Origin of the sequence: Streptomyces sp. T12 (assembly GCF_028736035.1) — a bacterium.
Taxonomy (GTDB): domain Bacteria; phylum Actinomycetota; class Actinomycetes; order Streptomycetales; family Streptomycetaceae; genus Streptomyces.
The window spans coordinates 10,769,806-10,794,423 of the sequence record NZ_CP117866.1 but is presented as its reverse complement, the minus strand read 5'-3'; the positions used below and the strand labels follow the sequence as shown (position 1 = coordinate 10,794,423).

At 70.5% G+C, this 24,618-nt stretch carries 29 protein-coding genes and 1 pseudogene; 13 read left to right on the top strand and 17 right to left on the bottom strand.

All coding sequences use genetic code 11. The features are described 5' to 3' along the window. Positions 1-325 precede the first annotated feature (325 nt). The 4 genes from PBV52_RS48335 (at position 326) to PBV52_RS48320 (ending at position 5,783) form a co-directional block, all read left to right on the top strand. Positions 326-2,038: a SulP family inorganic anion transporter gene (locus tag PBV52_RS48335; RefSeq protein WP_274248382.1), complete on the top strand. Its 1,713-nt coding sequence runs from the start codon at positions 326-328 to the stop codon at positions 2,036-2,038. A 305-nt stretch (positions 2,039-2,343) separates the two neighbouring features. Continuing rightward, positions 2,344-3,558: a globin domain-containing protein gene (locus tag PBV52_RS48330; RefSeq protein WP_274248380.1), complete on the top strand. Its 1,215-nt coding sequence runs from the start codon at positions 2,344-2,346 to the stop codon at positions 3,556-3,558. Positions 3,559-3,590: 32 nt separating this feature from the next. Further along, complete coding sequence (locus tag PBV52_RS48325) at positions 3,591-4,010, top strand: hypothetical protein (protein ID WP_274248378.1); 420 nt, start codon at positions 3,591-3,593, stop codon at positions 4,008-4,010. A 180-nt stretch (positions 4,011-4,190) separates the two neighbouring features. Continuing rightward, entirely contained in the window at positions 4,191-5,783 is a 1,593-nt protein-coding gene (locus tag PBV52_RS48320) for an oleate hydratase (protein WP_274248376.1), read from the top strand. Between the two features lie 138 nt (positions 5,784-5,921). Here the strand turns inward: PBV52_RS48320 and PBV52_RS48315 are convergent, their stop codons facing one another. The 3 genes and pseudogenes from PBV52_RS48315 to PBV52_RS48310 all read right to left on the bottom strand — a co-directional run. Further along, positions 5,922-6,530 carry a DUF5655 domain-containing protein gene (locus PBV52_RS48315; RefSeq protein ID WP_373921991.1) on the bottom strand — a complete coding sequence of 203 codons (609 nt, stop codon included), beginning with the start codon at positions 6,528-6,530 and terminating at the stop codon, positions 5,922-5,924. Between the two features lie 57 nt (positions 6,531-6,587). After that, positions 6,588-6,809, bottom strand: coding sequence for a hypothetical protein (locus tag PBV52_RS51970; RefSeq protein WP_373921990.1), 222 nt, complete (start codon positions 6,807-6,809; stop codon positions 6,588-6,590). 338 nt (positions 6,810-7,147) lie between these two features. Beyond that, positions 7,148-7,383, bottom strand: a pseudogene (locus PBV52_RS48310) (DoxX family membrane protein); the annotation flags it as partial. Between the two features lie 226 nt (positions 7,384-7,609). Here PBV52_RS48310 and PBV52_RS48305 point away from each other — a divergent pair. The 6 genes from PBV52_RS48305 to PBV52_RS48280 all read left to right on the top strand — a co-directional run bounded on the left by PBV52_RS48305 (position 7,610) and on the right by PBV52_RS48280 (position 10,003). Continuing rightward, positions 7,610-7,798: a hypothetical protein gene (locus PBV52_RS48305; protein ID WP_274248375.1), complete on the top strand. Its 189-nt coding sequence runs from the start codon at positions 7,610-7,612 to the stop codon at positions 7,796-7,798. Positions 7,799-7,803: 5 nt separating this feature from the next. Next, positions 7,804-8,145: a helix-turn-helix transcriptional regulator gene (locus PBV52_RS48300; protein ID WP_274248373.1), complete on the top strand. Its 342-nt coding sequence runs from the start codon at positions 7,804-7,806 to the stop codon at positions 8,143-8,145. Between the two features lie 62 nt (positions 8,146-8,207). Continuing rightward, positions 8,208-8,624 (top strand): ATP-binding protein, encoded by a 417-nt coding sequence (locus PBV52_RS48295; protein ID WP_274248372.1) that lies wholly within the window; start codon positions 8,208-8,210, stop codon positions 8,622-8,624. A 36-nt stretch (positions 8,625-8,660) separates the two neighbouring features. After that, the gene (locus PBV52_RS48290) at positions 8,661-8,807 is read left to right on the top strand and encodes a DUF6126 family protein (protein WP_373921989.1); all 147 of its coding nucleotides are present in this window, start codon (positions 8,661-8,663) and stop codon (positions 8,805-8,807) included. A gap of 264 nt (positions 8,808-9,071) precedes the next feature. Next, the gene (locus PBV52_RS48285) at positions 9,072-9,569 is read left to right on the top strand and encodes a hypothetical protein (protein WP_274248369.1); all 498 of its coding nucleotides are present in this window, start codon (positions 9,072-9,074) and stop codon (positions 9,567-9,569) included. Continuing rightward, positions 9,566-10,003 (top strand): pyridoxamine 5'-phosphate oxidase family protein, encoded by a 438-nt coding sequence (locus tag PBV52_RS48280; protein WP_274248368.1) that lies wholly within the window; start codon positions 9,566-9,568, stop codon positions 10,001-10,003. The genes PBV52_RS48285 and PBV52_RS48280 overlap by 4 nt, the downstream gene beginning before the upstream one ends. A gap of 12 nt (positions 10,004-10,015) precedes the next feature. Here PBV52_RS48280 and PBV52_RS48275 read toward each other — a convergent pair whose 3' ends face one another. The 7 genes from PBV52_RS48275 to PBV52_RS48245 all read right to left on the bottom strand — a co-directional run bounded on the left by PBV52_RS48275 (position 10,016) and on the right by PBV52_RS48245 (position 17,784). Beyond that, a complete protein-coding gene (locus PBV52_RS48275; protein ID WP_274248366.1) occupies positions 10,016-11,497 on the bottom strand; it encodes an NADH-quinone oxidoreductase subunit C in 1,482 nt (493 codons plus the stop codon). Positions 11,498-11,500: 3 nt separating this feature from the next. Further along, positions 11,501-12,916 (bottom strand): proton-conducting transporter membrane subunit, encoded by a 1,416-nt coding sequence (locus tag PBV52_RS48270; protein WP_274248363.1) that lies wholly within the window; start codon positions 12,914-12,916, stop codon positions 11,501-11,503. A 146-nt stretch (positions 12,917-13,062) separates the two neighbouring features. Beyond that, complete coding sequence (locus PBV52_RS48265; RefSeq protein WP_274248361.1) at positions 13,063-13,743, bottom strand: hypothetical protein; 681 nt, start codon at positions 13,741-13,743, stop codon at positions 13,063-13,065. Beyond that, complete coding sequence (locus PBV52_RS48260) at positions 13,740-14,696, bottom strand: respiratory chain complex I subunit 1 family protein (RefSeq protein ID WP_274248359.1); 957 nt, start codon at positions 14,694-14,696, stop codon at positions 13,740-13,742. Before PBV52_RS48260 ends, PBV52_RS48265 begins: the two co-directional genes overlap by 4 nt. Continuing rightward, positions 14,693-16,726 carry a proton-conducting transporter membrane subunit gene (locus PBV52_RS48255; protein ID WP_274248357.1) on the bottom strand — a complete coding sequence of 678 codons (2,034 nt, stop codon included), beginning with the start codon at positions 16,724-16,726 and terminating at the stop codon, positions 14,693-14,695. Before PBV52_RS48255 ends, PBV52_RS48260 begins: the two co-directional genes overlap by 4 nt. Beyond that, positions 16,723-17,205, bottom strand: a complete 483-nt coding sequence (locus tag PBV52_RS48250) for an NADH-quinone oxidoreductase subunit B family protein (RefSeq protein ID WP_274248355.1) — start codon at positions 17,203-17,205, stop codon at positions 16,723-16,725. The genes PBV52_RS48255 and PBV52_RS48250 overlap by 4 nt, the downstream gene beginning before the upstream one ends. Positions 17,206-17,421: 216 nt before the next feature. Further along, positions 17,422-17,784 carry a metalloregulator ArsR/SmtB family transcription factor gene (locus tag PBV52_RS48245; RefSeq protein ID WP_274248353.1) on the bottom strand — a complete coding sequence of 121 codons (363 nt, stop codon included), beginning with the start codon at positions 17,782-17,784 and terminating at the stop codon, positions 17,422-17,424. 213 nt (positions 17,785-17,997) lie between these two features. Between PBV52_RS48245 and PBV52_RS48240 the strand changes: the two genes are divergently transcribed. Both PBV52_RS48240 and PBV52_RS48235 read left to right on the top strand, forming a co-directional pair. Beyond that, a complete protein-coding gene (locus PBV52_RS48240) occupies positions 17,998-18,183 on the top strand; it encodes a hypothetical protein (RefSeq protein WP_274248351.1) in 186 nt (61 codons plus the stop codon). A 75-nt stretch (positions 18,184-18,258) separates the two neighbouring features. Beyond that, positions 18,259-19,002, top strand: coding sequence for a 2-phosphosulfolactate phosphatase (locus PBV52_RS48235; protein ID WP_274248349.1), 744 nt, complete (start codon positions 18,259-18,261; stop codon positions 19,000-19,002). A gap of 10 nt (positions 19,003-19,012) precedes the next feature. On the opposite strand, the gene PBV52_RS48230 is transcribed toward PBV52_RS48235, so the two are convergent. From PBV52_RS48230 to PBV52_RS48210, 5 genes are read right to left on the bottom strand one after another with little or no spacing between them, the layout of a single operon-like run. Next, positions 19,013-19,426, bottom strand: a complete 414-nt coding sequence (locus tag PBV52_RS48230) for an anti-sigma factor antagonist (protein ID WP_274248348.1) — start codon at positions 19,424-19,426, stop codon at positions 19,013-19,015. 48 nt (positions 19,427-19,474) lie between these two features. Then, positions 19,475-19,900, bottom strand: a complete 426-nt coding sequence (locus tag PBV52_RS48225; RefSeq protein WP_274248346.1) for an ATP-binding protein — start codon at positions 19,898-19,900, stop codon at positions 19,475-19,477. After that, positions 19,900-20,307, bottom strand: a complete 408-nt coding sequence (locus PBV52_RS48220; protein ID WP_274248345.1) for a pyridoxamine 5'-phosphate oxidase family protein — start codon at positions 20,305-20,307, stop codon at positions 19,900-19,902. The genes PBV52_RS48225 and PBV52_RS48220 overlap by 1 nt, the downstream gene beginning before the upstream one ends. Next, positions 20,304-22,028, bottom strand: a complete 1,725-nt coding sequence (locus PBV52_RS48215) for a SulP family inorganic anion transporter (RefSeq protein ID WP_274248343.1) — start codon at positions 22,026-22,028, stop codon at positions 20,304-20,306. The genes PBV52_RS48220 and PBV52_RS48215 overlap by 4 nt, the downstream gene beginning before the upstream one ends. Next, entirely contained in the window at positions 22,028-22,366 is a 339-nt protein-coding gene (locus tag PBV52_RS48210) for a helix-turn-helix transcriptional regulator (RefSeq protein ID WP_274248341.1), read from the bottom strand. The genes PBV52_RS48215 and PBV52_RS48210 overlap by 1 nt, the downstream gene beginning before the upstream one ends. A gap of 354 nt (positions 22,367-22,720) precedes the next feature. Between PBV52_RS48210 and PBV52_RS48205 the strand changes: the two genes are divergently transcribed. Then, positions 22,721-22,861, top strand: coding sequence for a hypothetical protein (locus tag PBV52_RS48205; protein ID WP_274248340.1), 141 nt, complete (start codon positions 22,721-22,723; stop codon positions 22,859-22,861). A gap of 771 nt (positions 22,862-23,632) precedes the next feature. Here the strand turns inward: PBV52_RS48205 and PBV52_RS48200 are convergent. Beyond that, a complete protein-coding gene (locus PBV52_RS48200; RefSeq protein ID WP_274248339.1) occupies positions 23,633-23,824 on the bottom strand; it encodes a hypothetical protein in 192 nt (63 codons plus the stop codon). A gap of 42 nt (positions 23,825-23,866) precedes the next feature. After that, positions 23,867-24,220 (bottom strand): hypothetical protein, encoded by a 354-nt coding sequence (locus PBV52_RS48195; RefSeq protein ID WP_274248337.1) that lies wholly within the window; start codon positions 24,218-24,220, stop codon positions 23,867-23,869. Positions 24,221-24,618 lie beyond the last annotated feature (398 nt).

Below are 24,618 nucleotides of genomic sequence, written 5' to 3'. Positions count from 1 at the left end.
GAGGAGAGACGCGGTGCAGAGACCGCAGGTCCCCGGTCTGGGACCGATAGGCCCCATCGGCCGAGGTGTCCCCGCCATCGCAGGGCCCGCGACGCCGGCCGTGACACAGCGGTACACGCGACCAGAGCGAGGCCCGTGTCGAGCGGACCGAAGGTCACCAACCCGATCCGCCGAGAGTCGTGCGCTCGGAGCCGAACCTCGTCCGAGAACACCTACTGAAGCAAGGATCCGGTCTCCCGGAGCAGCGGCACCCGCAGGCCGTTCGGCATCTCGCGGCCAACCAGGGTCCCGGAGGATCATGAGGTCCTTCGGCTCAAGGAGGATCATGTCCCAGACCTCGGTCGGCCGTGCTCCAAGGTGGCGCCGCCTGGTGCCGGGGCTCGGTGTGCTGTTCGGCTATCGGCGCTCGTGGCTGCGGGGCGACGTCCTGGCCGGGGTGACGGTGGCCGCGTATCTCGTGCCCCAGGTGATGGCGTACGCGGGCGTGGCCGGTCTGCCACCGGTCGCCGGGCTGTGGGCGATCCTGCCGGCGGTTGCCCTGTACGCCCTGCTGGGTTCCTCCCGCCTGCTCTCCGTCGGCCCGGAGTCGACGACCGCGCTGATGACGGCGACGGTGGTCGGGCCGCTCGCCGCCGGAGATCCAGCCCAGTACGCAACACTGGCAGCCACCCTCGCGGTCGCGGTCGGCTTGTTGTGCGTGCTGGCATGGGCGACACGGCTCGGCTTCATCGCTGACCTGCTGTCCCGGCCGGTGCTGATCGGGTATCTGGCGGGCGTGGCACTGATCATGATCGTGGACCAGCTTCCCAAACTGACCGGTGTCCGGACGACAGGCTCGGCCTTCTTCCCCCAACTGTGGTCCTTCGTAGGGCACTTGTCGCGGCTCCACCTGGCCACGGCGTTGTTCGCCGTCGCGGCGCTCGTGGTCCTCTTCACAGTGGCCCACTTCTTCCGCACCGTCCCCGGTCCCCTGCTCGCCGTGGTGTTCGGCACGGCAGCCGTGTCCGTCTTCGACCTCCACGACCAATACGGCATCAAGGTGATCGGTGACGTCCCGTCGGGCCTGCCCACCGTGGCTCTGCCGGACCTGGCCGAACTGCCGCACCTGGTGCTCCCCGCCCTGGGCGTCCTCCTGGTCGCCTACACGGACTTCATCCTCACCGCGCGGGCCTTCACCAAGCGCGACGACGGGGACTCCGGACTCGACCCCAACCAGGAGTTCCTCGCGCTGGGCGCCGCCAACCTCGGCGCGGGCACACTGCACGGCTTCCCGATCAGCAGCAGCGCCAGCCGCACCGCGCTGGCCTCCTCAGCCGGCGGGCACAGCCAGGCGTACTCGCTGGTGGCCGGCGCGGCCGTCCTGTCGGTCCTGCTCTTCCTGAGCCCCCTGCTCTCTCGCACACCCACGGCAGTCCTCGGCGCGCTTGTCGTCTACGCGGCCGTCCGCATGATCGACCTGACAGGCTTCCGCCGGCTGGCGTCCTTCCGCCGCCGGGAACTCCTACTGGCGCTCGGCTGCCTGGCCGGAGTTCTCGCCCTGGACATCCTGTACGGCGTGCTGGTCGCCGTCGGTCTGTCCGTGGCCGAACTGCTCACTCGGGTGGCCCGCCCGCACGACGCCATCGAGGGCCTGGTGCCCGGGGTGGCCGGCATGCACGACGTCGACGACTACCCGCAGGCCCGCACCATCCCCGGCCTGCTCGTCTACCGCTACGACTCCCCGCTGTTCTTCGCCAACGCCGAGGACTTCCGCCGCCGGGCCCTGGCCGCCGTCGACGAACAGACCGAACCGGTCCGCTGGTTCGTCCTCAACACCGAGGCCAACGTGGAGGTCGACATCACCGCCTTGGACGCGGTCGACGAACTCCGCCGGGAACTCGCCCACCGCGGCATCGTCTTCGCCCTCGCCCGCGTCAAGCAGGACCTGCTGGATGACCTGAGGGCGTACGGCTTGGTGGACACCATCAGCAGCGAGCGGATCTTTCCGACCCTGCCGACGGCCGTGGCCGCATACAGGAAGTGGCACCGCGATCAGTAGTCCGCCCGGGGATCCGCCCTCCGCACCGCAATGTTTTCGGGACGCCTGGCGAGGTGGTCGCTGTCGTCGTTGGCCCAGGACGGTTGCGGCGGACAGGGCCGACGGGAAGTCGTCCCTGCGCCGTGCGGCCCTACGGCAAAGTGGGTTGTGGGGCCGATGCGCCTGAATCAATGGGGCCCTTCGGCCCCTCTTCGCCCAGCGCCGTGAAACAGCGCCGAAACGCGGCCAGGTGCCTGATACACAGAAGATGCCGCCCGATGCGATGCGGCAGTCCTTCCCACCTCATCCCCTGCCCGGGAGGCTTCATGCTGTCCGCAGAATCCGCCGCCGTGGTACGTGCCACCCTGCCCGCCGTGGCCGGAGCGCTCGACGAGATCACGACACGCTTCTACGGCGCGATGTTCCGCGACCGACCGGAACTCCTCGACGGGATGTTCAACCGCGGCAACCAGGCCAGCGGAGCCCAGCGCCGCGCGCTGGCCGGCTCGATCGCCGGGTTCGCGACCGCGCTGCTCGACGATCCCGACAGCCGCCCGGACACGCTGCTGGACCGGATCGCGCACAAGCACGCCGCGGTCGGGGTCACCGACGACCAGTACACGATCGTTCACAAGTACCTGTTCGGCGCGATAGCCGACGTCCTCGGCGACGCCGTCACCCCGGAGGTGGCTACCGCCTGGGACGAGGTGTACTGGCTGATGGCCGGCGCCCTCATCGGCCGTGAGGCCCGCCTGTACCAGGACGCGGGCGTGGAGCCCGGCAAGGTGTGGCGACCGTGGACGGTCGTCGAGCGCCGCACCGAGACGCCGGACGTGGTGTCCTTCGTCCTCCGCCCAGCCGACGGCGAACCGTCTCCGCGGGCACGGGCAGGCCAGTACGTGAGCGTACGGGTCCTGATGGCCGACGGGGTCCACCAGTTGCGCCAGTACAGCCTGTCCTCCGACCCGGGCGGGGAGCTGCGGCGCATCACCGTCAAGCGGGTTGCCGGCACGGCCGACGCGCCGGGCGGCGAGGTCTCCGGCCTGCTGCACGACCAGGTCCAGGAGGGCGACGGACTGACGCTCTCCGCTCCCTTCGGCGACGTCTTCCTTGACGACCCCGCCGACGCCACCACTCCGGTCGTACTGGTCTCCGCGGGCATCGGCGGCACCCCGATGACCAGCATCTTGGCCCATCTCACGGCCCACGGTTCGACCCGCCCGGTGCTGGTCCTGCACGCCGACCGCTCCCCCGCCGACCACGCCCTGCGCACCGAGACGGGCGAGTTGGTCGGGCAACTGCCGGGCGCCCGCGCGGTTTTCTGGTACGAGCGCCCCGGTCCGGAGGAACCCGACGCCCGAGAGGGTCTGATGAACCTCGACGGGATCGAACTGCCCGAGAACGCCACGGTGTTCCTGTGCGGCCCGCTGCCGTTCATGCGCGATGTCCGCGCTCAGCTGCTGGGCGCCGGGGTTCCGGCACAGCACATCCGCTACGAGGTCTTCGGCCCCGACCTTTGGCTGCCCGGCCCGGCGGCCTGAACGAGCTTGCCACCTCCAGAAAGGGAATCACCATGACCAGCGACAAGGCCCAGGCCGCGCCCACAGTGCGGCTGCGCTCCGACGGCCCGGTGGACAAGGACACGCTCGACTACGCTCGTACGAAGATCGACGCCGTCGTCACCCGGCCAGGGCTGCCAGCCGTCACCGGCGAGGTGCGGATCGTGCGGGCGGCCACCCGCCACGCGGACCACCCCTGGTTGGCCACGGCGGAACTGCGCGTCGGCAGGCGCCAGGTGGTCGTCCTCGCCGAGGAGGCCACCGGCCGGGAGGTCGTCGACCAACTACAGGACCGGCTGCGCCGCCAGACCGACAAGGCCGCCCGCACCGCACACAACGACCATCGGGCGCCGGCTCCGCCGTGGCGCGGTGGCTCCGGTACCCCACGTCCTGCCGAAGGCAGCGGCAGCGCGGCGGACTCTCACCCGGCGTGAGTCCGCGGTGAGTACAGGCCCGGTCGGTGACGGTCCGCCGACCGGGCCTCTGTGCGTCCCCTCAGCCTGTACCTGGGAGCCCACCTCCCGGGCCGTTCGGACCAGACGAGTGACCAACGGCCCGCTGACAGCGCTCGCAGGCGCAGGAAACGCTGATGCTGTGCGGTTCCCGATCGACCGGTGAGAACGAGGAGTTGTGTGATGGCGAAGGCGTATCTGGTGGGCAGCGGGATCGCGGCGCTCGCCGCAGCCACCTTCCTGATCCGCGACGGCGGATTCGACGGAGCGGACATCCACCTCTTCGAGGAGCAGCGCAACATCGGCGGCAGCCTCGACGCGGGCGGCACGGCCGACGTCGGCTACACCATGCGCGGCGGGCGGATGTTCGAGGCCCAGTTCCGCTGCACCTACGACCTGCTGTCTGACATTCCCACGCTCGATGACCCCTCGGTGTCGGTGACGCAGGAAATCCTGGCCGGACACGAGGACTTCGCTTGGGACGACATCGCACGCCTCATCGACGGCGACGGAAAGGTCGTAGACGTCCGCTCGATGGGCTTCTCCGAGCGCGACCGGCTGGAACTGGTCCGCTGTCTGGCGACGCCCGAGGGCCACCTGGACGGCAAGCGGATCACCGACTGCTTCGGCGAGCACTTCTTCACCACGAACTTCTGGTTCATGTGGTGCACCACGTTCGCTTTCCAGCCCTGGCACAGCGCCATCGAGTTCCGCCGCTACCTGACGCGCTTCATCCACCTCTTCCCCGAGTTCGCCTCCATGTCGGGCATCCACCGGACCCGCTACAACCAGTACGACTGCATCGTGCGCCCCCTGACCGCCTGGCTGCGCGAACGCGGCGTCACCCTCCACACCGGATGCCACGTCACCGACCTCGGGCTCGCACCGGGCCGCAGGAGTACAAGGGTTGAGCGCATCTACCTGTCCCGCAGCGGCCGTGACGAGCAGATCGAGGTGGCTCCTGAAGACCTGGTCCTGGTCACCAACGGCTCCATGACCGACGCCTCCAGCCTCGGCTCGCACACCGCCGCGCCCCCGCCGGCGCCCCACCGCTCGGACGCCTGGCTGCTCTGGCACCGACTGGCCAGGGGACGCGACGACTTCGGCAACCCGGACGCCTTCGACAAGCACGTCAAGGAGTCCCGCTGGGAGTCGTTCACCGTCACCACTAAGGATCCTGCGTTCCTCAAGGCGCTGGAGGAGTTCAGCGGCCGCGAGACCGGCAAGGGCGGGCTGATGACGTTCACCGACTCCAACTGGCTGCTCACCATCGTCGCCAACCGCCAGCCCGTCTACCGCGACCAGCCCGAGGGCGTCTCCGTCTGGTGGGGCTACGCCCTGTTCCCCGGCCGTGAGGGCAACCGCACACCCAAGCCGATGACAATGTGCTCCGGCCGCGAGATCCTCGAAGAGGTTCTGCACCACCTGCACTTCGACGAGCCGACGGCGGCCCGAATCCTTCAGAACTCCACCGTAGTGCCCTGCCTGATGCCGTACATCACCAGCCAGTTCCTGGCCCGCCGCCGCGACGACCGGCCCAAGGTCGTACCCGAGGGGTCGGTGAACCTCGCTTTCATCGGACAGTTCGCCGAGGTACCCGACGACGTCGTCTTCACCGTCGAGTACTCCGTACGCACCGCCTGGACAGCCGTGGCCCGACTCCTCAAGCTCGACAAGCATCCGCCCGCGGTCTACAAGGGCCACCACGATCCCCACGTACTGGCCGCAGCCCTGGAGACCATGCACCGCCGGTAACCCGGAACCCGATCAACCAACGCCTCCGAATCATGGATAGTCCACCGCCATGTCCTGATCGCCACGTCGAGAGGCAACGCCACGACGACAGCCCACAACCACACGCACCACCGGACCAGCCACCCGGAGGAGAAGCCGCTACGCCGCGGCGTAGCTGAGGCGGAACAGGTCCTGGGCGCGCTCCAGGTCCCGCTCCGTACGAAGCTGCACCTCAAGGTCGCCCGTGCCGTGGTGGCCGAGCCCCGTCACGTCGCGGGTGAACCCGGGAACAAGGCCGACCCCCTTCGGAACCGCCTTGAGGTAGACGAGCAGCTTGGTCTTCTGCGGCGGACAGACGCAGGCGAAGTTCCGCAGCCGCTGGTAGGCACAGTAGGTCTGGCGCGGGACCCGGGTGATGCCGTCCCCGAGGCCGAGCAGGATCTCGTCGACCGCCGCGGCCAGTTCCGTCATGGGCCCGTCTCTCCTTGGGACGCTTGGCACCGCGGACGCCCGTCGACGGGCGGTCCTGGGGGCAGCGACATGTCCGGTGACGGAGGCCACGGTCTCAAGGCCAAAGTGCTCAGTGCCGAAGAAGCGGTAGCGGACCAGGTCGATGCTGCGCCGGTGCTCGCGTACGGCATGCACGTCGTAGCGGGTGAAGTCGCCGGCCACGCAGATCAGCCTGGGCGCGCTCCACAGCACCTGGGCGGCGGCCGTGACCCCGAGCCGGTCGCGGACCAGGTGCTGGTACTCGCTCCGATGGTCCATCAGCCAGCTCAGCTAGAAGAGACCCTGATGGATCACGCCTGCGTCGGTGCCGCGCTTTTACTCCACGACCACCGGTGCCCCGTTCTCGTCGATCCCCAGCGAGTCGATCCGGCCGCCGTGGACCGGACCGGTGCTGTACTCGGTCGCCAGGAAGCGGACCCCGAGCAGTGTCTCCATGTTGGCCTCGACGAGGCTCTGCACATCCGCCTCGGCATCAGCAAGGCGCGGCATGACCTCCGTCACGCCGCCCTTCGTGTTGTAGAGCTTCAGGTCCAGCACTGCCCCTCCCGTCCAGCCAGTGTGGCCAACGCTCAACAGCAGGGGCTGTCGAATCTATTTCCGGCTACTCCGCAGCCCGGTCTGGGGATCCCCGGGACACTACAACGAGGCAATCAGGTGAGGTTGGGACATTTCGGGGTCGCGGGGCATATACAGGGCCGCAGGGCTAACGCTCCGCCAGGTAGCCCATGTGCTCGAGTTCCTGCACCGCGTGGGCCGGCCCGTCGAGGAGCGGGCCATCGAGGACCCCGAGCTGATCGAGTGGCGCGGCGGCTGGCCGTACGACTGAGAGAACACCGTGTACCCGCCCGCGCCGTGCACAGGCGCGACGGCGTCATCGGCACCAGGAAGACGACCAGCAGCAGCGCACCCAGATCAGCCCAGACACCGAGCAGCATGCTCAGCCCGCCAGCGAGCAGCAGCAGGCCACTGCCGACGGTGGTCGGCACGGCCGCAGGTACCCCTTGGAAGCGGCATACCCGGCCATGGCCTTCGTCTGGGTGAGGTGACCGACGGCCAAGGCGAGGAAGAGGACCGCGAAGAGGATGCGGCCGATGAGTACCAGGACGTCCATGATGACCTCCAGGCGCGGCGTGCTGTTGAAACAGGAACCACTTGGCTCCAAGCCTACGCGCGGCCGATCGGGCGGCCAACGGGCACGGCCTCAGTGAACTGCCCGCTGCCGCCCGGGAGACAACTTGATGACCGTCTTCCGATCGCCTTGATGCCGTGGACTAAACTTGAAGAGTTCTTCAATTCACTAATTGCCGTGGACAGCGACTTCCGGAGGGGAGGCCCGGATGAGCGGGTCCGTGTTCGCCGAGGCGCTGCTCGAGCGAGTGCGTCATGCGCGGGCGGATCTCGAAGCGGCACTGGAGGCCCAGGACGCGTACGCCGTAGCGGTGGCCCAGGACGAGCTGGATGACGCGGTGCGCGTGGCACGGCGGCACGGGGTCGACGTTCTCGTCGAGGAAGCGGAAAGGGAGTGATCGGGATGCCCATTCCGCTGTACGAGGCGAAGGCCGAGTTCTTCCGGATGCTCGGCCATCCTGTGCGGATAAGGGTGCTGGAGCTACTGCAGGACGGGCCAAGACCGGTGCGCGACCTGCTCGCGGCGATCGAGGTCGAGCCGTCGAACCTCTCGCAGCAGCTGGCCGTGCTGCGCCGCTCCGGAATCGTCACCGCCACCCGCACCCGCTCGACGGTGGTGTACGAGCTGGCCGGCGGGGACGTAGCCGAGCTGCTGGCAGGGGCACGCCGGATCCTGTCCGTGCTGCTGGCCGGCCGCCACGAGCTGCTGGAGGAGCTGCGATCCACAGCGGAGCCTGCACGGTGATGGACAGACACCGGTTCAGGCCGCCGTGGCGCAGAGGCCGCCCCGCAGCGGGGATAGAGCATGTGCCGCCGCCTGTACGGCGGCACATCGTCTCGATACCGGTCGGACCGGAGGCGGTGACGCACGCCCGTGAGGCGGTGGCCGGGCGGTTCCGTGAGATCGGCGTCGTGCCGGACTCCACGTTCGCCGACGCTGTGCTGCTGGTGGTCAGCGAGCTGGTCACCAACGCGCTGCGGCACGCCGCGCGCTCGCCCTTGATGGACGTAGGGATAACGGTCGCCGCGGACCAGCTGGTCGTCAGTGTCGCGGACGCCGAGCCGCGCCTGCCGGACCTCACACTCGAGGGCATGGGCGCCGGGCTGCGGATGGTGACCGAGTTGGCCGCCGACTACGACGGGGACGTCAGTGCCGAGCCGGCCCTGGACCATGACGGCAAGGTCGTCCTCGTCCGGTTCCAGATCCCTTCGCAGGTCATGTAGTGCACACCACCCGGAATGAAGCAGGGAGTTGACCCGGTGAGCGAGCCCAAGAAGGAACGCGACGCGGAGAACCGGAAGGAGCGCGGCGTCGCCTTGCGCGCCTTCTTCTACATCTTCGGCACCCACATCATCGCCGGGTGGGTGATGCTGCTGTTCTACCTCGCCGGGCACGCGAACAAGTAGCGCAGGCGCGAGGAGGCGGGCGGTAGCCGAGCGGCGTCGGTCGTCCGCCCGCAAGGGCCTGTTGGCCCTGATGTCGGCCCCCGGTTGGCCCTGGTGCGCCGTCCTGGCACCTGGAGATGATCAAGTTCGGCCCCTCGGCGGCCTCCATTCTCCCGCACGCACGTCCAAGGGGTGGCGGAGGGCTGTCTCGGCTGGCCATTGAAGGCTTGCTCAATTAGGCACGTGCGGCCGTTGGCATGTGCAGGGGAAGAAAGGACGGCCGGAGTGATCGCTGTTGTGGGGCATGCCGATCTCACTGCGCCCACGCTCGCGCTGCTGGAGGAGGAGCTGCGTGCCCGGCTGGCCGAGTTCGCGCGGGCGGGCAAGGCCGGGCTGGTCCGCGCGGGCAGGGGGCTGCCGGTGGTGTTCGGGCGGGCCGCCCGCGCGGCGGGACTCGCCGTGGTGACGGTGCTACCGGCCCGCAACGGTGTCCCCGCGCAGCTCGCGGAGCCCGACCGATTGGCGGCCGGGGAGTTGCTGTTGCTGTCGGAGCAGGTGCGGCTGGTGGAGTACGACCCGGGTGATCGCGGCTCGTGCGTGGGTGCCGACGAGGGCCTGCTGCGCGCCTGCGCCCGAGTGCTGGCGGTGTGGGACGGCTCGCCGTCCACCGGGAAGGACGCGACCGCCCACCTGGTGGCCTACGCACGCAGTCACGGCGTCGATGTCGAGGTGCTCTGGCCGCGTGGCGCCGGGCACGAGGCCGCCTGCAAGGAGCCGTCATGACGGCTCGGCCTTCCCCATCCGCTGCTTCTGCTCCGGGCGCTCGCATGGTCGAGTTGGGCCGGGAAGAGTCGCTCAAGCTGCTGGCCGGTGTGTCCATGGGACGGGTGGGCTTCAGCCATCAGGCGCTCCCCGTGATCCGGCCGGTCAACCATCTCATCACCGACGATGGCGACATCGTCATCCGCACCCATGCGGGGGCCGCACTGCTGGCCACCGCGACGGCGTCGGAGGTGGTGGTGTACGAGGCCGACCGTATCGACGAGGACACCCACACCGGCTGGAGCGTGATGGTCACCGGCACCGCCAGCCGCGTGACGGACCCGCAGGAACTCTCCCGCTACCACGCCGAGCTCACGACATGGATCAACACGGAGATGGAGCACGTCGTCCTCATCCGGGCGGAGCTGGTGACCGGCTACCGGCTCGTCCGCTGAAGCGGCGCGTGGTTACAGGTCGTTGCCCGCGTAGGACAGGTTGAAGCTCTTGTTGGTCAGCGGGAAGTCCGGGACGATCGTGTCCGCCAGTGCCACGGGCAGGGCGGGCCAGTTGAAGAACGACGGGTCGACCGGCTTGACCCGGGCCAGGGTGCCGTCGGGGGCGAGTTCGACCCGGGTGGCGGTAGTGCCGCGCCAGCCCTCCACCAGGCCGACGCCGGTGCCGGGGCCTGCTCCCGGCGCGGGCGGAGCCGCCAGTACGGCAGCGGGTGCGGTGAGTCCCTCGGCGAGCCCGCCGATCAGGGCGAGGGAGGTGTCGATCTCCTCGGCGCGGATGAGGAAGCGGGCCAGGACGTCGCCGCCATCGTGGACGGGGACGTCGAGCTGGGTGCCGTACTCGGCGCACGGGTGCGCGACGCGGGCGTCGTCCGCGAGTCCGCTGGCGCGGGCGACGTAGCCGAGGCAGCCGATCTCCCGGGCGGCAGCGGTGTGGAGGATCGCGGTGCCGGTGAAGCGGTCGCGGACCGTGGAGTGGCCGAGTGCGAGGTCGATGATCTCGTGAATGTCCTCGCCGATCGCCTTCAGGCGTCTCAGGTCGGGTGCGGCGTGGAGTGCGGCGCCGCCGGGGACGACGCCGCCGCGGAGCAGCCGGTGGCCGGTGATCTCCCGGTTGAGGCGCAGGAGTTGTTCGCGGACGCGCTGGGCGTGGGCGTTGAGGATGCCGTGGCCGACGTCGTTGCAGAGCATGCCGAGGTCGGCGACGTGGTTGTGGATCCGCTCCAGCTCCAGCAGCAGCGCCCGGACGCGCTGGGCCTCGGCCGGGACCTCGGTGCCGGTGGCCTCCTCGACGGCCAGGCAGTACGCGAGGGCGTGACCGACGGCTGTGTCCCCGCTGATGCGCTCGGCCAGCGGCAGCCCGGCCGCGATCGAGCGACCCTGGAACAGCTTCTCGATGCCCTTGTGCACGAACCACAGGCGGGCCTTGAGCTTCAGGATGGTCTCGCCGACGACGGAGAACCGGAAGTGGCCGGGCTCGATCAGCCCGGCGTGCACCGGGCCGACGGGGATCTCGTAGACGCCGTCGCCCTCGACCTCCAGGAAGGGGTACGGCCCCTCCTGCTCGCCGAAGGCCGGTGGGGGCCCGGCGTCGGGGCGCATCGGATACCAGCCACGCGGCCAGTGGAAATGGCGGACGAGGCGGCGCGGCAGGGGGTGGTCGAGCGGGACCACGCCGTGCAGGTCGCGCATCTCGCGCTCGAACCGGCCGGCGGGGAAGGAAAGATGGGCAAGCGTCGGCACCTCGGGGCGGCCCGCGTCGAGGCGCACGTGCAGCTCCACCCGTGTGTCGGGTGGCCCAGAGACGAAGAGGTACACGACACGGACGGTGTCGGGGTCGTGGTGAGCGGCGACCAGGGCGAGGCGGTGCCCGCTCCGCAGCAGTTCCTCCGTTCTCTTGGCCAGTTCCGCGGTGTGGATGTCGTGGACGGTGCGCATGGCTCACGGCCTCCCGATGGTGTCCGCGGCGATGGTCAGCAGGTCGGTGAGCGGTCCGAGTCCGATGCCCAGGGCCGCGCAGCCCAGCAGGCCGAGGGCGAGCGGCCACAGTGCGGACGGGTGTTCGTCGACCGGTTCCCCGGGGCCGAGCAGCATCCGCGCCGTACGGAGGGAGAGCGCAGCGAAGGCGACCAGGACCACTGTGAAGGCGGCGGCCGTGGCCCAGGCCAGTCCCCCTCCGGCCGCGAACCCCGCGCGGGCGATGCCGAGTTCGGAGGCGAAGAGGCTGAACGGCGGGAAGCCGAGCAGCGCCACCACACCCAGCCCGAACAGGGCCCCAAGCCAGGGAACCCGGGCGAGTAAGCCGCGGACGCGGCCGATGCGCGTCGTGCCGGTGAGGCGGAGGATGTGCCCGGAGGCGCAGAAGGCGACGGACTTGGCCAGGCCGTGTCCGGCGATGTGAAGCAGAGCGGCGGACAGGGCGAGCGGGCTGCCGATCGCCGCGGCGAGGGCGATCAGACTCATGTGCTCCATGCTGGAGTAGGCCAGCATTCGCTTGTAGTCGCGCTGGGCCAGCAGCATCCCGGCGGCCAGGGCGAGGGTGAGCAGGGCAATGCCCGCGAGCAGGACCTGGGTGAAGCCGGGCCCGAGGGCGGCGTCGGCAATGATTCGGTAGCGCAGGATCGCGGCGAACGCGACCGAAAGCAGCACCCCGGACATCAGCGCGGACACGGGAGCCGGGGCCTGGCTGTGGGCGTCGGGCAGCCAGGCGTGCAGCGGGATCAGGCCGGCCTTGGCGCCGAAGCCGAGGATGACGAGGGTGATGCCGAGCCGGGTGACCGCAGGGTCAAGGCGGTCGGCGCGGGCGAGCAGGGTGGGCCAGTCCAGCGCCCATGCCTCGGCGATGCCGGCCTGTCGGGCGGCGTAGTAGATCAGGACGGTGCCGAGGAAAGCGAGCGCGATCCCGGCGGAACAGATCACCACGTACTTCCAGGCCGCCTCGACGGACGTGCGGGTGTGGCGGTGGCCGACGAGGAAAGCGGTGACGATGGTGGTCGCCTCGATGGCGACCCACAGCACGCCGAGGTTGGCGGTGAGCACGGCCAGGCTCATGGCGGCGAGGAAGGCGTGGACGAGAGCGTGGTACTGCGCTGCCGGGCGGCCCGTGGTCCATTCGCCCGCCAGGTACGCGGGGGTCGAGGCGCAGGCGACGAGCGCGACCGCGCCGATGACCAGCAGCATCCAGGCAGTCAGCGCGTCGGTCCGCAGAAGTCCGGAGTACGCCGCCGTCGGGCCGTCCTCGACGACGGCCACCGCGAGCAGACTCCCGCACAGCAGGATCACGGCGGGCGAGAGGAGTCCGGCCCAGGCCGCGGGCCGGCGCCTCGGGGGTGCTTCGGGTTCGGGTGACTCCGCCACGAGGACGTAGCCCGCACCATGGACAGCGGGCAATGTGGCGGGGACGAGCTTACGGGTGCGAAGTCCGTTCAGAGCGTATGACCCGGAAACGGCCAGCGGCACGGCCGCGGGTGCGGTGAGTAGCACTGCGGAGGAGGCGGCGTTCATCAGTCGTGCAGCTCCCGCAGGTCGTCGATGTCGGTGGTGCCGAAGGCTTCCCGCATCCGGGTGGTGAGGATCTGCAGCACCAGCACGGCCAGCAACACGTCGAAGGAGACCCCGAGTTCGACGATCAGCGGCACTCCGGAGGTGGCAAGGAAGGCGGTGGCCGTGATGCCGTTGTCGAGCAGCAGGAAGCCGACCACCTGGGCCAGGGCCCGGCGCCGGGTCACCAGCACGAAGAACCCGATCAATACGACGGCCAGGCCCACCGGCAGGGCCCGGGTGGCCGGGGTCGGGTCCAGCTCCACCAGCGGACTGGCCGCCACATAGGCGAGGAGCGTGAGCACGGCCGCGGTCAGCAGCGAGGCGGCGACGTTCACCAGCGGCTGCGTCTCGCGCACCTCCTCGCTGTGCGCAGGATCGGCGGCCAGCGCGGCCAGTGCCCGCCGGATCAAGTAGGGCAGCAGCCCCGCCCGCAGCAGTCCGATGCCAACCGCCACGACGATGACGTCCCAGCGTTCCTCGTGGATGCCGAGCAACAGGGCGATCGCCGCGAGGGCCAGGCCCTGAAGCGCGAAAACCCGTACGATCGCGGCGAGTTCGCGGCGCCACAGCACGACCACGGCCGCCAGCAGGAAGGCGCCGCAGGCCAGGTCGAGGAGTTGTGTGTAGAGGGCCTCGCTCATGACTCTCCGCTCAGGAAGTACGAGGCGGTCACCGCGAGCAGCGCCAGCAGGAAGGACCCGGCAAGCAGTTCGGGCACCCGGAACAGCCGCACCTTCGCCCAGAACACCTCGGCCGTCGCCAGCACCGCGCCCAGCAGCACGACCTTCACCGCGAACAGCACCAGCGCCAGCAGCAGAGCTGTCCAGGAGGCGCTGGTGGCGATGCCCCAGGGCACGAACAGCGAGGACAGCAGCCCCAGCAGCAGGGTGAGCCGCATCTGAGCGCCGAGTTCGACCAGCGCCAGGTCGGGGCCCGCGTACTCCAGCACCATCGCCTCATGGATCATGGTCAGCTCGAGGTGCGTGGAGGGATTGTCCACCGGAATCCGCCCGGTCTCCGCGAGCACCGCCACCGCGAGTGCGGCCGTGGCCAGCAGGCCGGCCGGGGAGGTGAGCCGGGCGGGTTCGTGGACGGCGCCGGAGACGATGGCGGGGATGTTGGTGGTTCCGGCCGGTATCGACAGGGCGAACACCGACAGCAGGATGGTCGGTTCGACCAACGCGGCGACGGTCATCTCCCGGGAGGCGCCCATTCCGCCGAACGCGGTGCCTGTGTCCAGCCCTGCTAGGGCCAGCACCAGAGTGCCCAGCGCGATCAGCGCCACCACGAGGATCAGGTCCGCGTGACCGCTGACCGGGGTGTCGGTCGACAGTAGCGGCACGAGCGCGGCGGCCACCATGGTGGTGGCGACCAGCAGCGCGGGAGCGGCCCGGAACGCGGGACCGGTACCGACCGGCGTGATCGGCTCTTTGCGCAGCAACTTGCGCGCGTCCCGCCAGGGCTGCAGCACTCCCGCCCCGGCCCGGCCTTCCAGGCGGGCCCTGATCTGCCGCATCCAGCCGGTCAGCAGCGGCGCTCCGGCGCCGACCGCGACGACCTGACCGGCCACCGCAACGTATCCGACCGCACTCACCAGCCCACCGCCAACACCACCAGAAGAACGACCAGGCCGACGAAGCCGTAGCCGAGGTAAAGGTGCACGCTGCCGCCCGCCAGCCGCCGGGCCGCCTGCCCGGTGCCGGCCAAAGCCCGCAGCACCGGCTCGTAGAGCCGGTGTTCGATCCGGTCGGGCACCCTGCGCTGGAAGCGCACCCGCTCCACCAGGTACGCCGACTCGCGCACCGGGGTGACGTTCACGTCCTGCTCGGGAGCGAGGACATCGTCGAAGACCCGCTGCAGCGGCTCGGCGAACGAGGTCGCTGTATAGGCCATGCGCGGCGTGGGTGTCCCGCCGCCGCAGTCCCACAGCCGCGTGTTCACGCGTCGCCGCCGGCGCGCGTACAAGCGGGGCAGGCCGACGGCGAGCATGGCGGCGGCGGTCAGGGCGGCCACGATCCACAGCGGCGACAGCGAGGCGGAGATGTCGGCGAGCCGCACCCGCACCCCGCCGCCCGACACGGTCCCGCTGCCCGGCAGTCCGACCGCACTGACGGCCCGGTCGAGCCCGTCGCCCAGCAGCCCCGGCACCAGCGCCAGGGCGACGCACGCGGCGCCGAGCAACCCCATCCCGGCCAGCATCAGAGGCGGCGCCTCCTTGGCAGCGTCCGCCCGCGGGCTGCGCGGCCGGGCGAAGAACCCGACGCCGAGCGCCTTGACGAACACGGCCGCCGCGAGTCCCGCCGACAGCGCGATCAGCGCCACCGACAGCGGCAGGACGACCGCCACCGCGACGCCCGGCACCCGCAGTCCGTGGATGAGGGACTGCAGCAGCAGCCACTCGCTGATGAAGCCGTTGCCCGGCGGCAGCGCGACCGCGCCGAGCGCGGCCAGCGCGAACAGCCCGGCCGTGACCGGCATCTTCGAGCGCAGTCCGCCGAGCAGGTCCAGGTTGCGCTCCCCCGTCGCCCGCAGCATCGAACCGGCCGCGCAGAACAGCAGGGCCTTGAACGCGGCGTGATTGACCACGTGCAGCAGCGCGGCCGCCAGGGCCAGCGCGGCCAGCGGCTCGTCGCCGTACGCGGCGAACAGGCCGGCCGCGCCGACCCCGATGAGTACGAGCCCCATGTTCTCGCTCGTCGAGTACGCCAGCAGCCGCTTCAGGTCCGAGGCCATCGCCGCCTGCAGGATCCCGTACACCGCCGACAGCCCGCCCAGCGCGAGCACCGCCAGCCACCACCAGGCCGGTCCCCCGCCGAGCAGGTCCAAGCCGACCCGCACCAGGCCGTAGATGCCGAGGTTGACCATGGCGGCGCTCATCAGCGCCGAGACCGGGCTGGGCGCCTCGGGATGCGCGCGCGGCAGCCAGGCGTGCAGCGGCACGGCGCCCGCCTTCGACGTGAAGCCGGCCGCGACCAGCACGAAGACCAGCCCGCGTACGGTCGGCGACATGCCGTCCGCGCCCGCCCGCAGCGCGGCGAAGGACTCGCCGCCCGCCAGCCCGGCGAACACCGCCAGCCCGGTCAGCAGCAGCACGAGCCCCAGATGGGTCATCACCGCGTACCACACACCCGCCTGCCGCACCGAAGCCCGCTCCCGGTGCTCGGCCAGCACCAGCAACAACGAGGCAAGCGCCATCAACTCCCACAGCACCAGGAACGTCGACACCGAGGCGGCCACCGGGACCAAGATCAGCGTGAGCGCGAACAGCGGCAGCACCGCCTGCGCCCCGCGCGAGCCGAGCCCGTGCGCCCCGTGGCCGGCGGCATAACCGATCCCGTACACCGCGACCGCCGCCACGACGACCCCCGCCACCGCCAGGAACAGGCCCGCCAACGCATCCACCGCCAGATGTGTCCCGGCCAGCGGCAGCACCCCGGGGAACGTTGCTCTCCAGCGGCTGCCTCCCAGTGCAGCCACACCCGCCGCACCACCACTCACCCCCACCCCCGCCGTCAGGACCCCAACGACCGCAGTGCGCGGCCGGTACGGCAGCAGCAGCCCGGCCAGCGCGCCCACCCCGCCCATCCCGGTGGCCGTCGCGAGAGCGGCCGGCACCACGCTCATCTGCCGGTCACCCGCCGCAGGGCCGCCACGATCTCGCCCGGCTCCGGCGGGCAGCCAGGTACGGCCAGATCCACCGGCACGACATCAGCGACGGCGCCCTCGACGCCGTAACCACCCACAAACTCCCCGCAGTTGACCGCGCAGTCCCCCACCGCCACCACCAGCCGCGGCTCACCCATCGCGGCAACCGTGCGCCGCAGCGGCTCCGCCATGTTCCGCGTCACCGGCCCGGTCACCAGTGCCACGTCCGCGTGCCGGGGCGAGGCCACCAGCCGCGCTCCGTACCGCTCGGCGTCGTACACCGGACTGAAGGCGGCGGCGATCTCGATCTCGCAGCCGTTGCAGGACCCCGCGTCCACACAGCGCACCTGCACCGATCCGCCGAACTCCCGTGCCCTCCCGGGCACCTCGTCCTCCGGGCGCGGCGGGGCGGGCTCGGCCACCCGCCCGGTCTCGCGGATTTTGCGCAACAGGCCCATGAACCCTCCCTGACACGGCGAGAACGTGTCCGCAGATGACCAACGAGGTGTGCTGCGGCTGGAGTTACGACACTTTCCTTGCGCTTTGCCAACTTTGACGATGCTTTGTTCGGGGATGATCCGATCGAGTCGGACCGGATCTGCCGGGGGTGAAGGCGGCCGCCTCCCGGCACCGCAGAGCGCTGTCAAACTCTTCGGTCGGGAGGCGGCCGCCGATCAGGGGCCGTCGCTCGACGGCGGTTTCGCTTCCCCTTGCGCGGCCTGCAGGTCGGCGAGGAGTTCGGCCTGCCCGGCCAGGACTCCGGAGAGGATGGTGCGGGCGACCCAGAGCAGTTCGGCGATGTGCGGGCTGGTCAGTGAGTAGTAGACGGCCGAGCCCTCCTTGCGGGTCACCACCAGGTTCGCCCGGCGCAGCACCGCGAGCTGCTGGGACAGGTGCGCGGGCTCGATGCCCACCTCGGGCAGCATCTCGGCGACCGCATGCTCGCGCTCGCTCAGCAACTCCAGCACCCGGATGCGCGCCGGATGGCCGAGCGTCTTGAAGAACTCGGCCTTGAGCTGGTACAGCGGCGTGCTCATCGTGGCGCCACCTCCCCGGCCGGGCAGCACGGCCCCGCCGGCCGGACCACTCTGCATCGCATCCACCCACTCGTCAGCAACATGCGGCCCATCCTCGCCTGCGGCACCAGTCAGCCTGAACCCGCACCGAGAGACCGGCCGCTGGAATCCAGCGATGACGACCTCAGTAATTGCTAACATTAGCAACTCCATACGTCCGTGAGGGAGGCTTCCGTGAGAATCACCCCACTGCGGGGCCTGGGCGTCACCTGGTACAAGTGCCCCGCCTGCCGCCTCAAGTGCCGCCCCACCGCTGTCGGGCCGGACGGCAACTGCCCGCGCTGCGGCCAGGCCCGCATGTTCAAGCTGTCCTTCGGCGGCCGGTCCGTGCCGCGGAGCGCAGGCGCGGACCGCGGCTGACCCGCCCACGGCACGAGGCCGGAGGTCTGAAGTGGGTGACTGGGGGGTCCAGTCCGGCAGCGGGGTCCGCTTCGAGTGGGGCCCGGAGCGCGCCGCCTGGCAGCGCAGGCCGCCTGTCTGGTCGTCGTGGACGTGCTGTCCTTCACCACGGCGGTGAGCGTCGCCGTGCAACAGGGCATACGGGTGCTGCCGTTCTGGCTGCCGGACGAACCGGCAAGCGCCGTCGAGCAGGCTGCCGCCGAGAAGGCCGCCGAGGTCTTCGCCCGCCAGTCGGGCGCGCGCCTGGCCGCCCCACGCCACGCCGTCACGCCCGCCACTCCCTGGTCCCTCTCCCCTGCTCAACTGCGCGCCGCGCCCTTCGTCGCCCGCCTGGTGCTGCCGTCGCCGAACGGCGCGTCCATCGCGGCCGCCGCACGGCCGAGCGTGCGGGTGGTCGCCGCCTGCCTACGCAACATCAGCGCGGTCGGCGGCTGGCTCACCGCCCACGGCTACGGCACGCCCGAACGTCCCGTTGCCGTGATCGCCGCGGGTGAGCAGTGGCCGGACGGCAGCCTGCGCCCCGCCCTGGAGGACCTGCTCGGCGCGGGAGCCCTCATCTCCGACCTGCACGCCCAGGGCGCCGGCCCGCTCTCGGCGGAGGCCGCAGCCGCCAAGGCCACCTACGAAGGCACGGCCGACCTCGCCCACGCGGTCGCCGTGAGCGCCTCCGGCCGCCGGCTGACCGCGACGGGATTTGTCGAGGACGTGGCCATCGCCACCGAAGAGGACACCTGCACCATGCCGGTTCGGGACGGCGACGGCGCCTTCGCCCCGGGATAATCCGGCAAGGTCATTGGCCTGTCTGGTCTCCGGTCGGCCACCCGGTGGTGCGCCACTCATGACGCCCCTCTGTCTGCGCCCCGTGCTCTGTGCTGTGCGCAGCGCGCGCGGCGGCCAGGTCAGCATGCACAGGGATGGGCGGGCAGTCCCCGGCGGGAACGAGGGAACCGTCGGCGGGAATGGCGGCCAGCTCCAGGCCACGGCCGGCCTCGGCGAGACGATGCGCCGCCTCGGTGATCGCCAGCTGTCCGTCGGCCGACCAGCCGCGCAGCTCGGTCAGGTCGAGAATGACCGGGCCGGCGCCGCGGGCCACTGCCCAGCCGACCGCGCCGGTAAAACGGTGGACGGCGTCCGGGCCCAGGTATCCGGCGACGGACAGGATGCCGAGGTTCTCCTCGACGGTGTAGCGCCAGTCGATGGTCATGGTCGTGAACTTCCTTGTGCGGGTGGCCCGTTCGGGGTCGGAGAGGTGTCAGAGGGGCAGGGTGATCCAGATGCTCTTGCCCTTGCCGTCGGCATCCCTGCGGACGACCGCGGTGCCGCCCAGGCCGAGGGTCAGCTCCATGACGGTGGCCAGACCACCGGCTCCGTTACCGGTGACCGCGCCGTACAGCTGGGGCTGGTAGGGGTGGCGGTCGTGGACAGCGAAGGCCAGGGAGTCCCGGCCCGCCGCGTAGATCACCGTCACCTGTGGGGAGAGGACGGCGGCGTGCCGGACACTGTTGGTGACGAGCTCGCCCAGGATCAGCAGCGCCGGGTCCACCGTGGAGTGGCGCAGCCCGATTCCCCACTCGACCCACGCCGCTTCGGCGGTCTCACGAGAAAGGCGGACGGCGGACGGCTCGCAGGGCAGGGTGACCACGTGCCGGTAGGGCAGGGCTTCCAGTCGGGTGGACATCACGCCTCCGGGCGGGCGAGGCGGAAGCCGGTCACTGGCTTGGGGTGGATCCGCAGGAGCGTGTCGTGCGGACCGTGCGTCCAACCAGCAAGGGTGCGCCGGTAGTGGGCGCCCTCATTCGGGTCGGTTATCACTTCGGCGGGGCCGCAGACGGTGACGGTCCAACCGGTCCCGGCCACGGCACGGATCTCGTCCACGTGGTAGGTCGCCGTCGCCGGGACCGCCGATGCCGGCACCGGGGTGCGGACCACCAGGCGGCCGTACTCGAAGACGTGCCGGGCGGGGCGTACGACGGTCAACTCCCGCTGCGTGTACACGAGCCGCCCCAGGCTGCTGCCCTCAAGCAGCCACAGGGCCTCCGCGCCGGAGACCTCGACCATGCGCGCGATGGTGGGGGACATGCTCATTGCAGGGCTTCCTCACTGGGCGTTGTGGTCCGCGGGGCAGGGACAGAGGACATGACTCCGGCGCTCTCCAGGTAGTCGCGGGCGCCACGGATCGCCTCGGGCGTGGTGGCGTACTCGCGGCCCTCCCGGCCCAGCAGATCCAACGCACCCACCGAGTCGAGGACCTGGCGCTGCCCCGGCCGGATCCCGGAGGCCAGCACGACGATGCCCCGACGGCTAAGCTTCTCCACCACGTCCTTGAGGACAAGCGCACCGGTGGCATCCATGGTCGACACCCGCGACATGCGCAGGATCACCACCCAAACATCAACAACCTCCGTCAGCTCCAGCAGGAATCGGTGCGCGGCGGCGAAGAACAGCGGCCCGTCGATGCGGTAGGCGACAATGTGCTCGGCCAGCAGCGCGTGTTCCTCGGCGCTGTGGTCGCCGCGGTCGAGCGGCACCTGGTCGAAGCGGGCCTGCTTGGCCACAGCGCGCAGGGCGAGGGCACCCGCGACGATCAGGCCGATGATGACGGCGTAGACCAGATCAAGGGCCAGAGTGGCGCCCGCCGTGAGGACGAGGATCACCGCGTCCGAGCGGGTGGCCTTCGCCATCGCCCTGAGCGAGCCGACCTCGACCATGCGGATCGCGGTGGCCAGCAACACGCCGGCGAGGGCGGCCAGCGGGATCTTCGAGACCAGGGGCGCCGCCGCGAAGACGATCAAGGCGAGGATCGCGGCGTGGGTCAGAGCCGCGAGCCGGGAGCCTGCACCCGTACGGACGTTGACCGCGGTCCGGGCGATCGCGCCTGTCGCCGGCACGCCGCCGAACAGCGGCGCGGCAATGTTGGCCAACCCTTGGCCGAACAACTCGCGGTCGGGGTCATGCTTCTGGCCGACCGTCATGCCGTCGGCGACCGACGCCGACAGCAGCGACTCCAGGGCGGCCAGCGCCGCGACCGCCACGGCTGGGGCCAGCAGGGACCCAAGGGACCCGAGGTCGAGGAAGGACAGAGAAGGAGCGGGCAGCCCGGCGGGCAGGTCACCGATCGGCCTCGCCGCATCCAGACCGGCCGCCTGGGCCACGATCGTCGCCGCGATGACCGCCAGAATGGAGAACGGGATCGCCGGCCGCCACCGCGCGCCGGCCAGCATGACCGCCGCCACCGCCACCGCAAAGCCCACCGCGGTCCAGTTCGGAGACTTCGCGAACTCCTCCACAGCGCGCCAAGTGACCACGAGCACCCGGTCGCCCTCCGGCTTGGACACTCCGAGCGCGTTCGGAATCTGCTGCAACCCGATCACACAGGCGATGCCCAGGGTGAACCCCTCCACCACCGGAGCCGGCACATACTGCATGTACTTGCCGGCCCGCAGCGCGGCCAGCACCACCAGCATGAGGCCCGCCGTCAGCCCGACGGTGAGCACCCCAGTGGGCCCGTACTGGCCGACGATCGGCACCAGGACCACCGTCATCGCGCCCGTCGGCCCGGACACCTGCAGATTCGAACCGCCGAACACCGCTGCCAGCGCGCCCGCGACCACGGCGGTCGCCAACCCCGCCTCCGCCCCGAGCCCGGAGGAGACCCCGAAGCCCAGCGCGAGCGGCAGCGCCACGATCGCGACCGTCAGTCCGGCGAGCAGGTCCCGGCGCGGATCGCGCCGCATCTCCGCCAGATCCCTCCGGCCGGGCAGCAGCGCGGCAAGCCGGGCCCGGGCCCGGCTGGTTGACGAGGTCATCACGCGGTGACCTCGTCTTCCCGTAGCTCGGCCAGCAGCTCATGCTGTCCCCTGAGCATCTCGGTCAGGATCCGGCGTGCGGCCCCCATCAGCTCCGCGACGTCCCCGCCGGCTAGCTGGTAGACGACCGTCGAGCCCTCCCGTGTCGAGGCGACGATCCCCGACCGGCGCAGCACCGCCAGCTGCTGCGACAGGCTGGAGGGCTCCACCTCGATCTCCGCGAGCAGTTGCCGTACCGGCCGCGGCCCCTCCTGCAGCAGCTCCAGCACGCGTATCCGCACGGGATGCCCCAGCATCCGGAAGAACTCAGCTTTGGCCTGATACAGCGGAACCGACACGACCCCTCGATTTCCCCAACGAAGACCCCGCTCCCCGCAGGGCAGACACGGCAGACGTCAGACACGTATGTGCTGTGCCTGCGGCTACCGGTGACAGGCACAGCCACATCAGCATGTAACCAATTGCAAAATTTAGCAATTCAGATATCCTATTTATGACGATTGACACATATGCGCTGGCGGGCGACGAAAACTCCTGGTCATGGAGTCGGCTGACCTCGTCCCAGCCTGGCTGTTCCGCGCCGGTGCCGATCAAGGGTCGACGCCCGCCAGCCTGCAGTTGGCGGACAACTGCGGACATCTGAGTACGGGCACTCACGACACCGCGCATGGGCCCGGGAGGATGGTCGCCCGGTGAACATGAACGCGGAACTCACCGGCAGGGGCGTGGCCGTGGTCCTGGCCGTCATCGAACTGGCAGCCCTTGCCTGGCACGGAAAGAGCCGCTCCGGAAGCTACTTCCACGCCCGACACGTCGGTTACACGATCACATAGGCAACCCAACGGTTCCAGCTCAATAAGCGCAGGCCGCTTAGAAGCGGGGCAACGTAGCGCGGGATCGCCGGTTAGCCAAACCGGCGATCCCGCGGATCATTGATAGTCCACCGCCACCACCTGCCCACACGTCGAAAGGCACCGAGACGGCCGTCAATTCAGCTCGCCGCGCGTCGTCAGCGCTTCCCACCGCCGCGTAGCTCCCGGGGAACATGTGCAGCGCGCGCTCAAGATCCCATGAGCCGCGCAGGTCGCCCGTGCCCTGGGGCCGACCTCTATCACAACCCGCGTGAACCCGGGAAAGACGTCGACCTGCGTCGGGTTTGCCTGTGCATCGACATCGACCTCAGCGCGCGATGCGGGGTGACCCTACTTACGTCATCGGCTGTCTTGTCCAATTTCCGGCCCAACACCGTGGTCCGCTGACCCGCCACAGGCATTAGAGCCACAAGTTTTCGGCAGTTTCAAACCACGCGCATTCGCGCCACCTGGGACGGGACGGGAAGCGTGGAGGACGCTTCCAGGGCGCTGGGGTTCTCGCGGGCGAAGGGCTACGACCTGGTTCGTCGCGGGGAGTCCCGTGCCGCGTGCTACGCGTCGGCCGTAGCACACGTGTCGTCACCGCCTCTCTGCTCCGCGTGCTCGAAAGCGGAGAGCCGGAGTACATCTCTCACACAGCTCTCACCAACTGGGCGGACTCCCCCAGACTGTGAGTCCCTGACCTGGCCTTACGCTCCTGTCCTGGATCGGCTGGACGCCCTTGGACGGTCTTTACGGCCTGCGCCAGGTGGTGCCGTTCGGCAGCTTCTTGGCGAGGGCGGAGGAGGGGCTGCAGGCCGCCTGTGCCGCCGGGGCCGCCTGCGGCTCGGCGTCGGCGGTCGTCACGGCCGTGAGGGTGGTCGCGGGCAGGACGAGCAGGGCGCAGGCTCCGGTGAGGGCCAGTCGCCGGGTCAAGGACCGCATGAGCGGGGCTCCTTGTCTGATACGTGCACGATCGTGCCGGTCTCAGGAGAGCCGGTGCACCGTGCGGTCGCTGAGGTCGATGACGAACTTCAGGGTGTCGATCCAGGGCCCGTTCCTGACGCTGGTGAAGAGCCGCACGCAGCGGTGCGTGCCGTCGCAGTCGGCGAGTTCGGCGACGCCGGTCGGCGGGGTGTCGTACGTCATGCCCTGCACCCGCAGCTGGCGGTCGCCGGTCAGCGGCCGGCCGGTAGCGCTTTCGTAGTCCTGCCGTACGCCCTGTCCGAGGGGGTCCGCGAGCAGCACCCGCAGCGCCTCGCGCGACTCCGGCCCGGCGGGCGGCGGCTGGGCGCCGGTGGTGGACCGGGTCAGCTCCACGCGGCCGGTGGAGAGGTTCACGGTCTTCTTGACCAGGCGGTCGTCTCGGTAGTCGTAGATGAGGATGTCGGCTCGCCGATCGGCGCCTGTCTCGTCCGGGTCGACCAGGGTGGTGGTGAGGAGCTGCGGCTTCCCCTCGCAATGGGTCGTCGCCGGTGGTCTGCGGGGCGGCGGGTGCGTTCTGGCCTGGTGTTTCCGGTGAGTCGTACGGCGATGGGGTGGCCGGGGCGGTGGCTGCCAGGGCCGGGATCGGGGTGCCGTCGTCCCCTGAGGCGTTCATGGGCAGGGTTACGGTGACGGCCACCGCCGTACCGGCCACGGCTATGGCGGCGCCGGTGAGGAGGTGGCGGGCGGTGGGGCTGGGGCGATTCTGGTGCTGCTTCTGCTTCTGCTTCTGCATGAAGGTGCTCCCCCGTGTC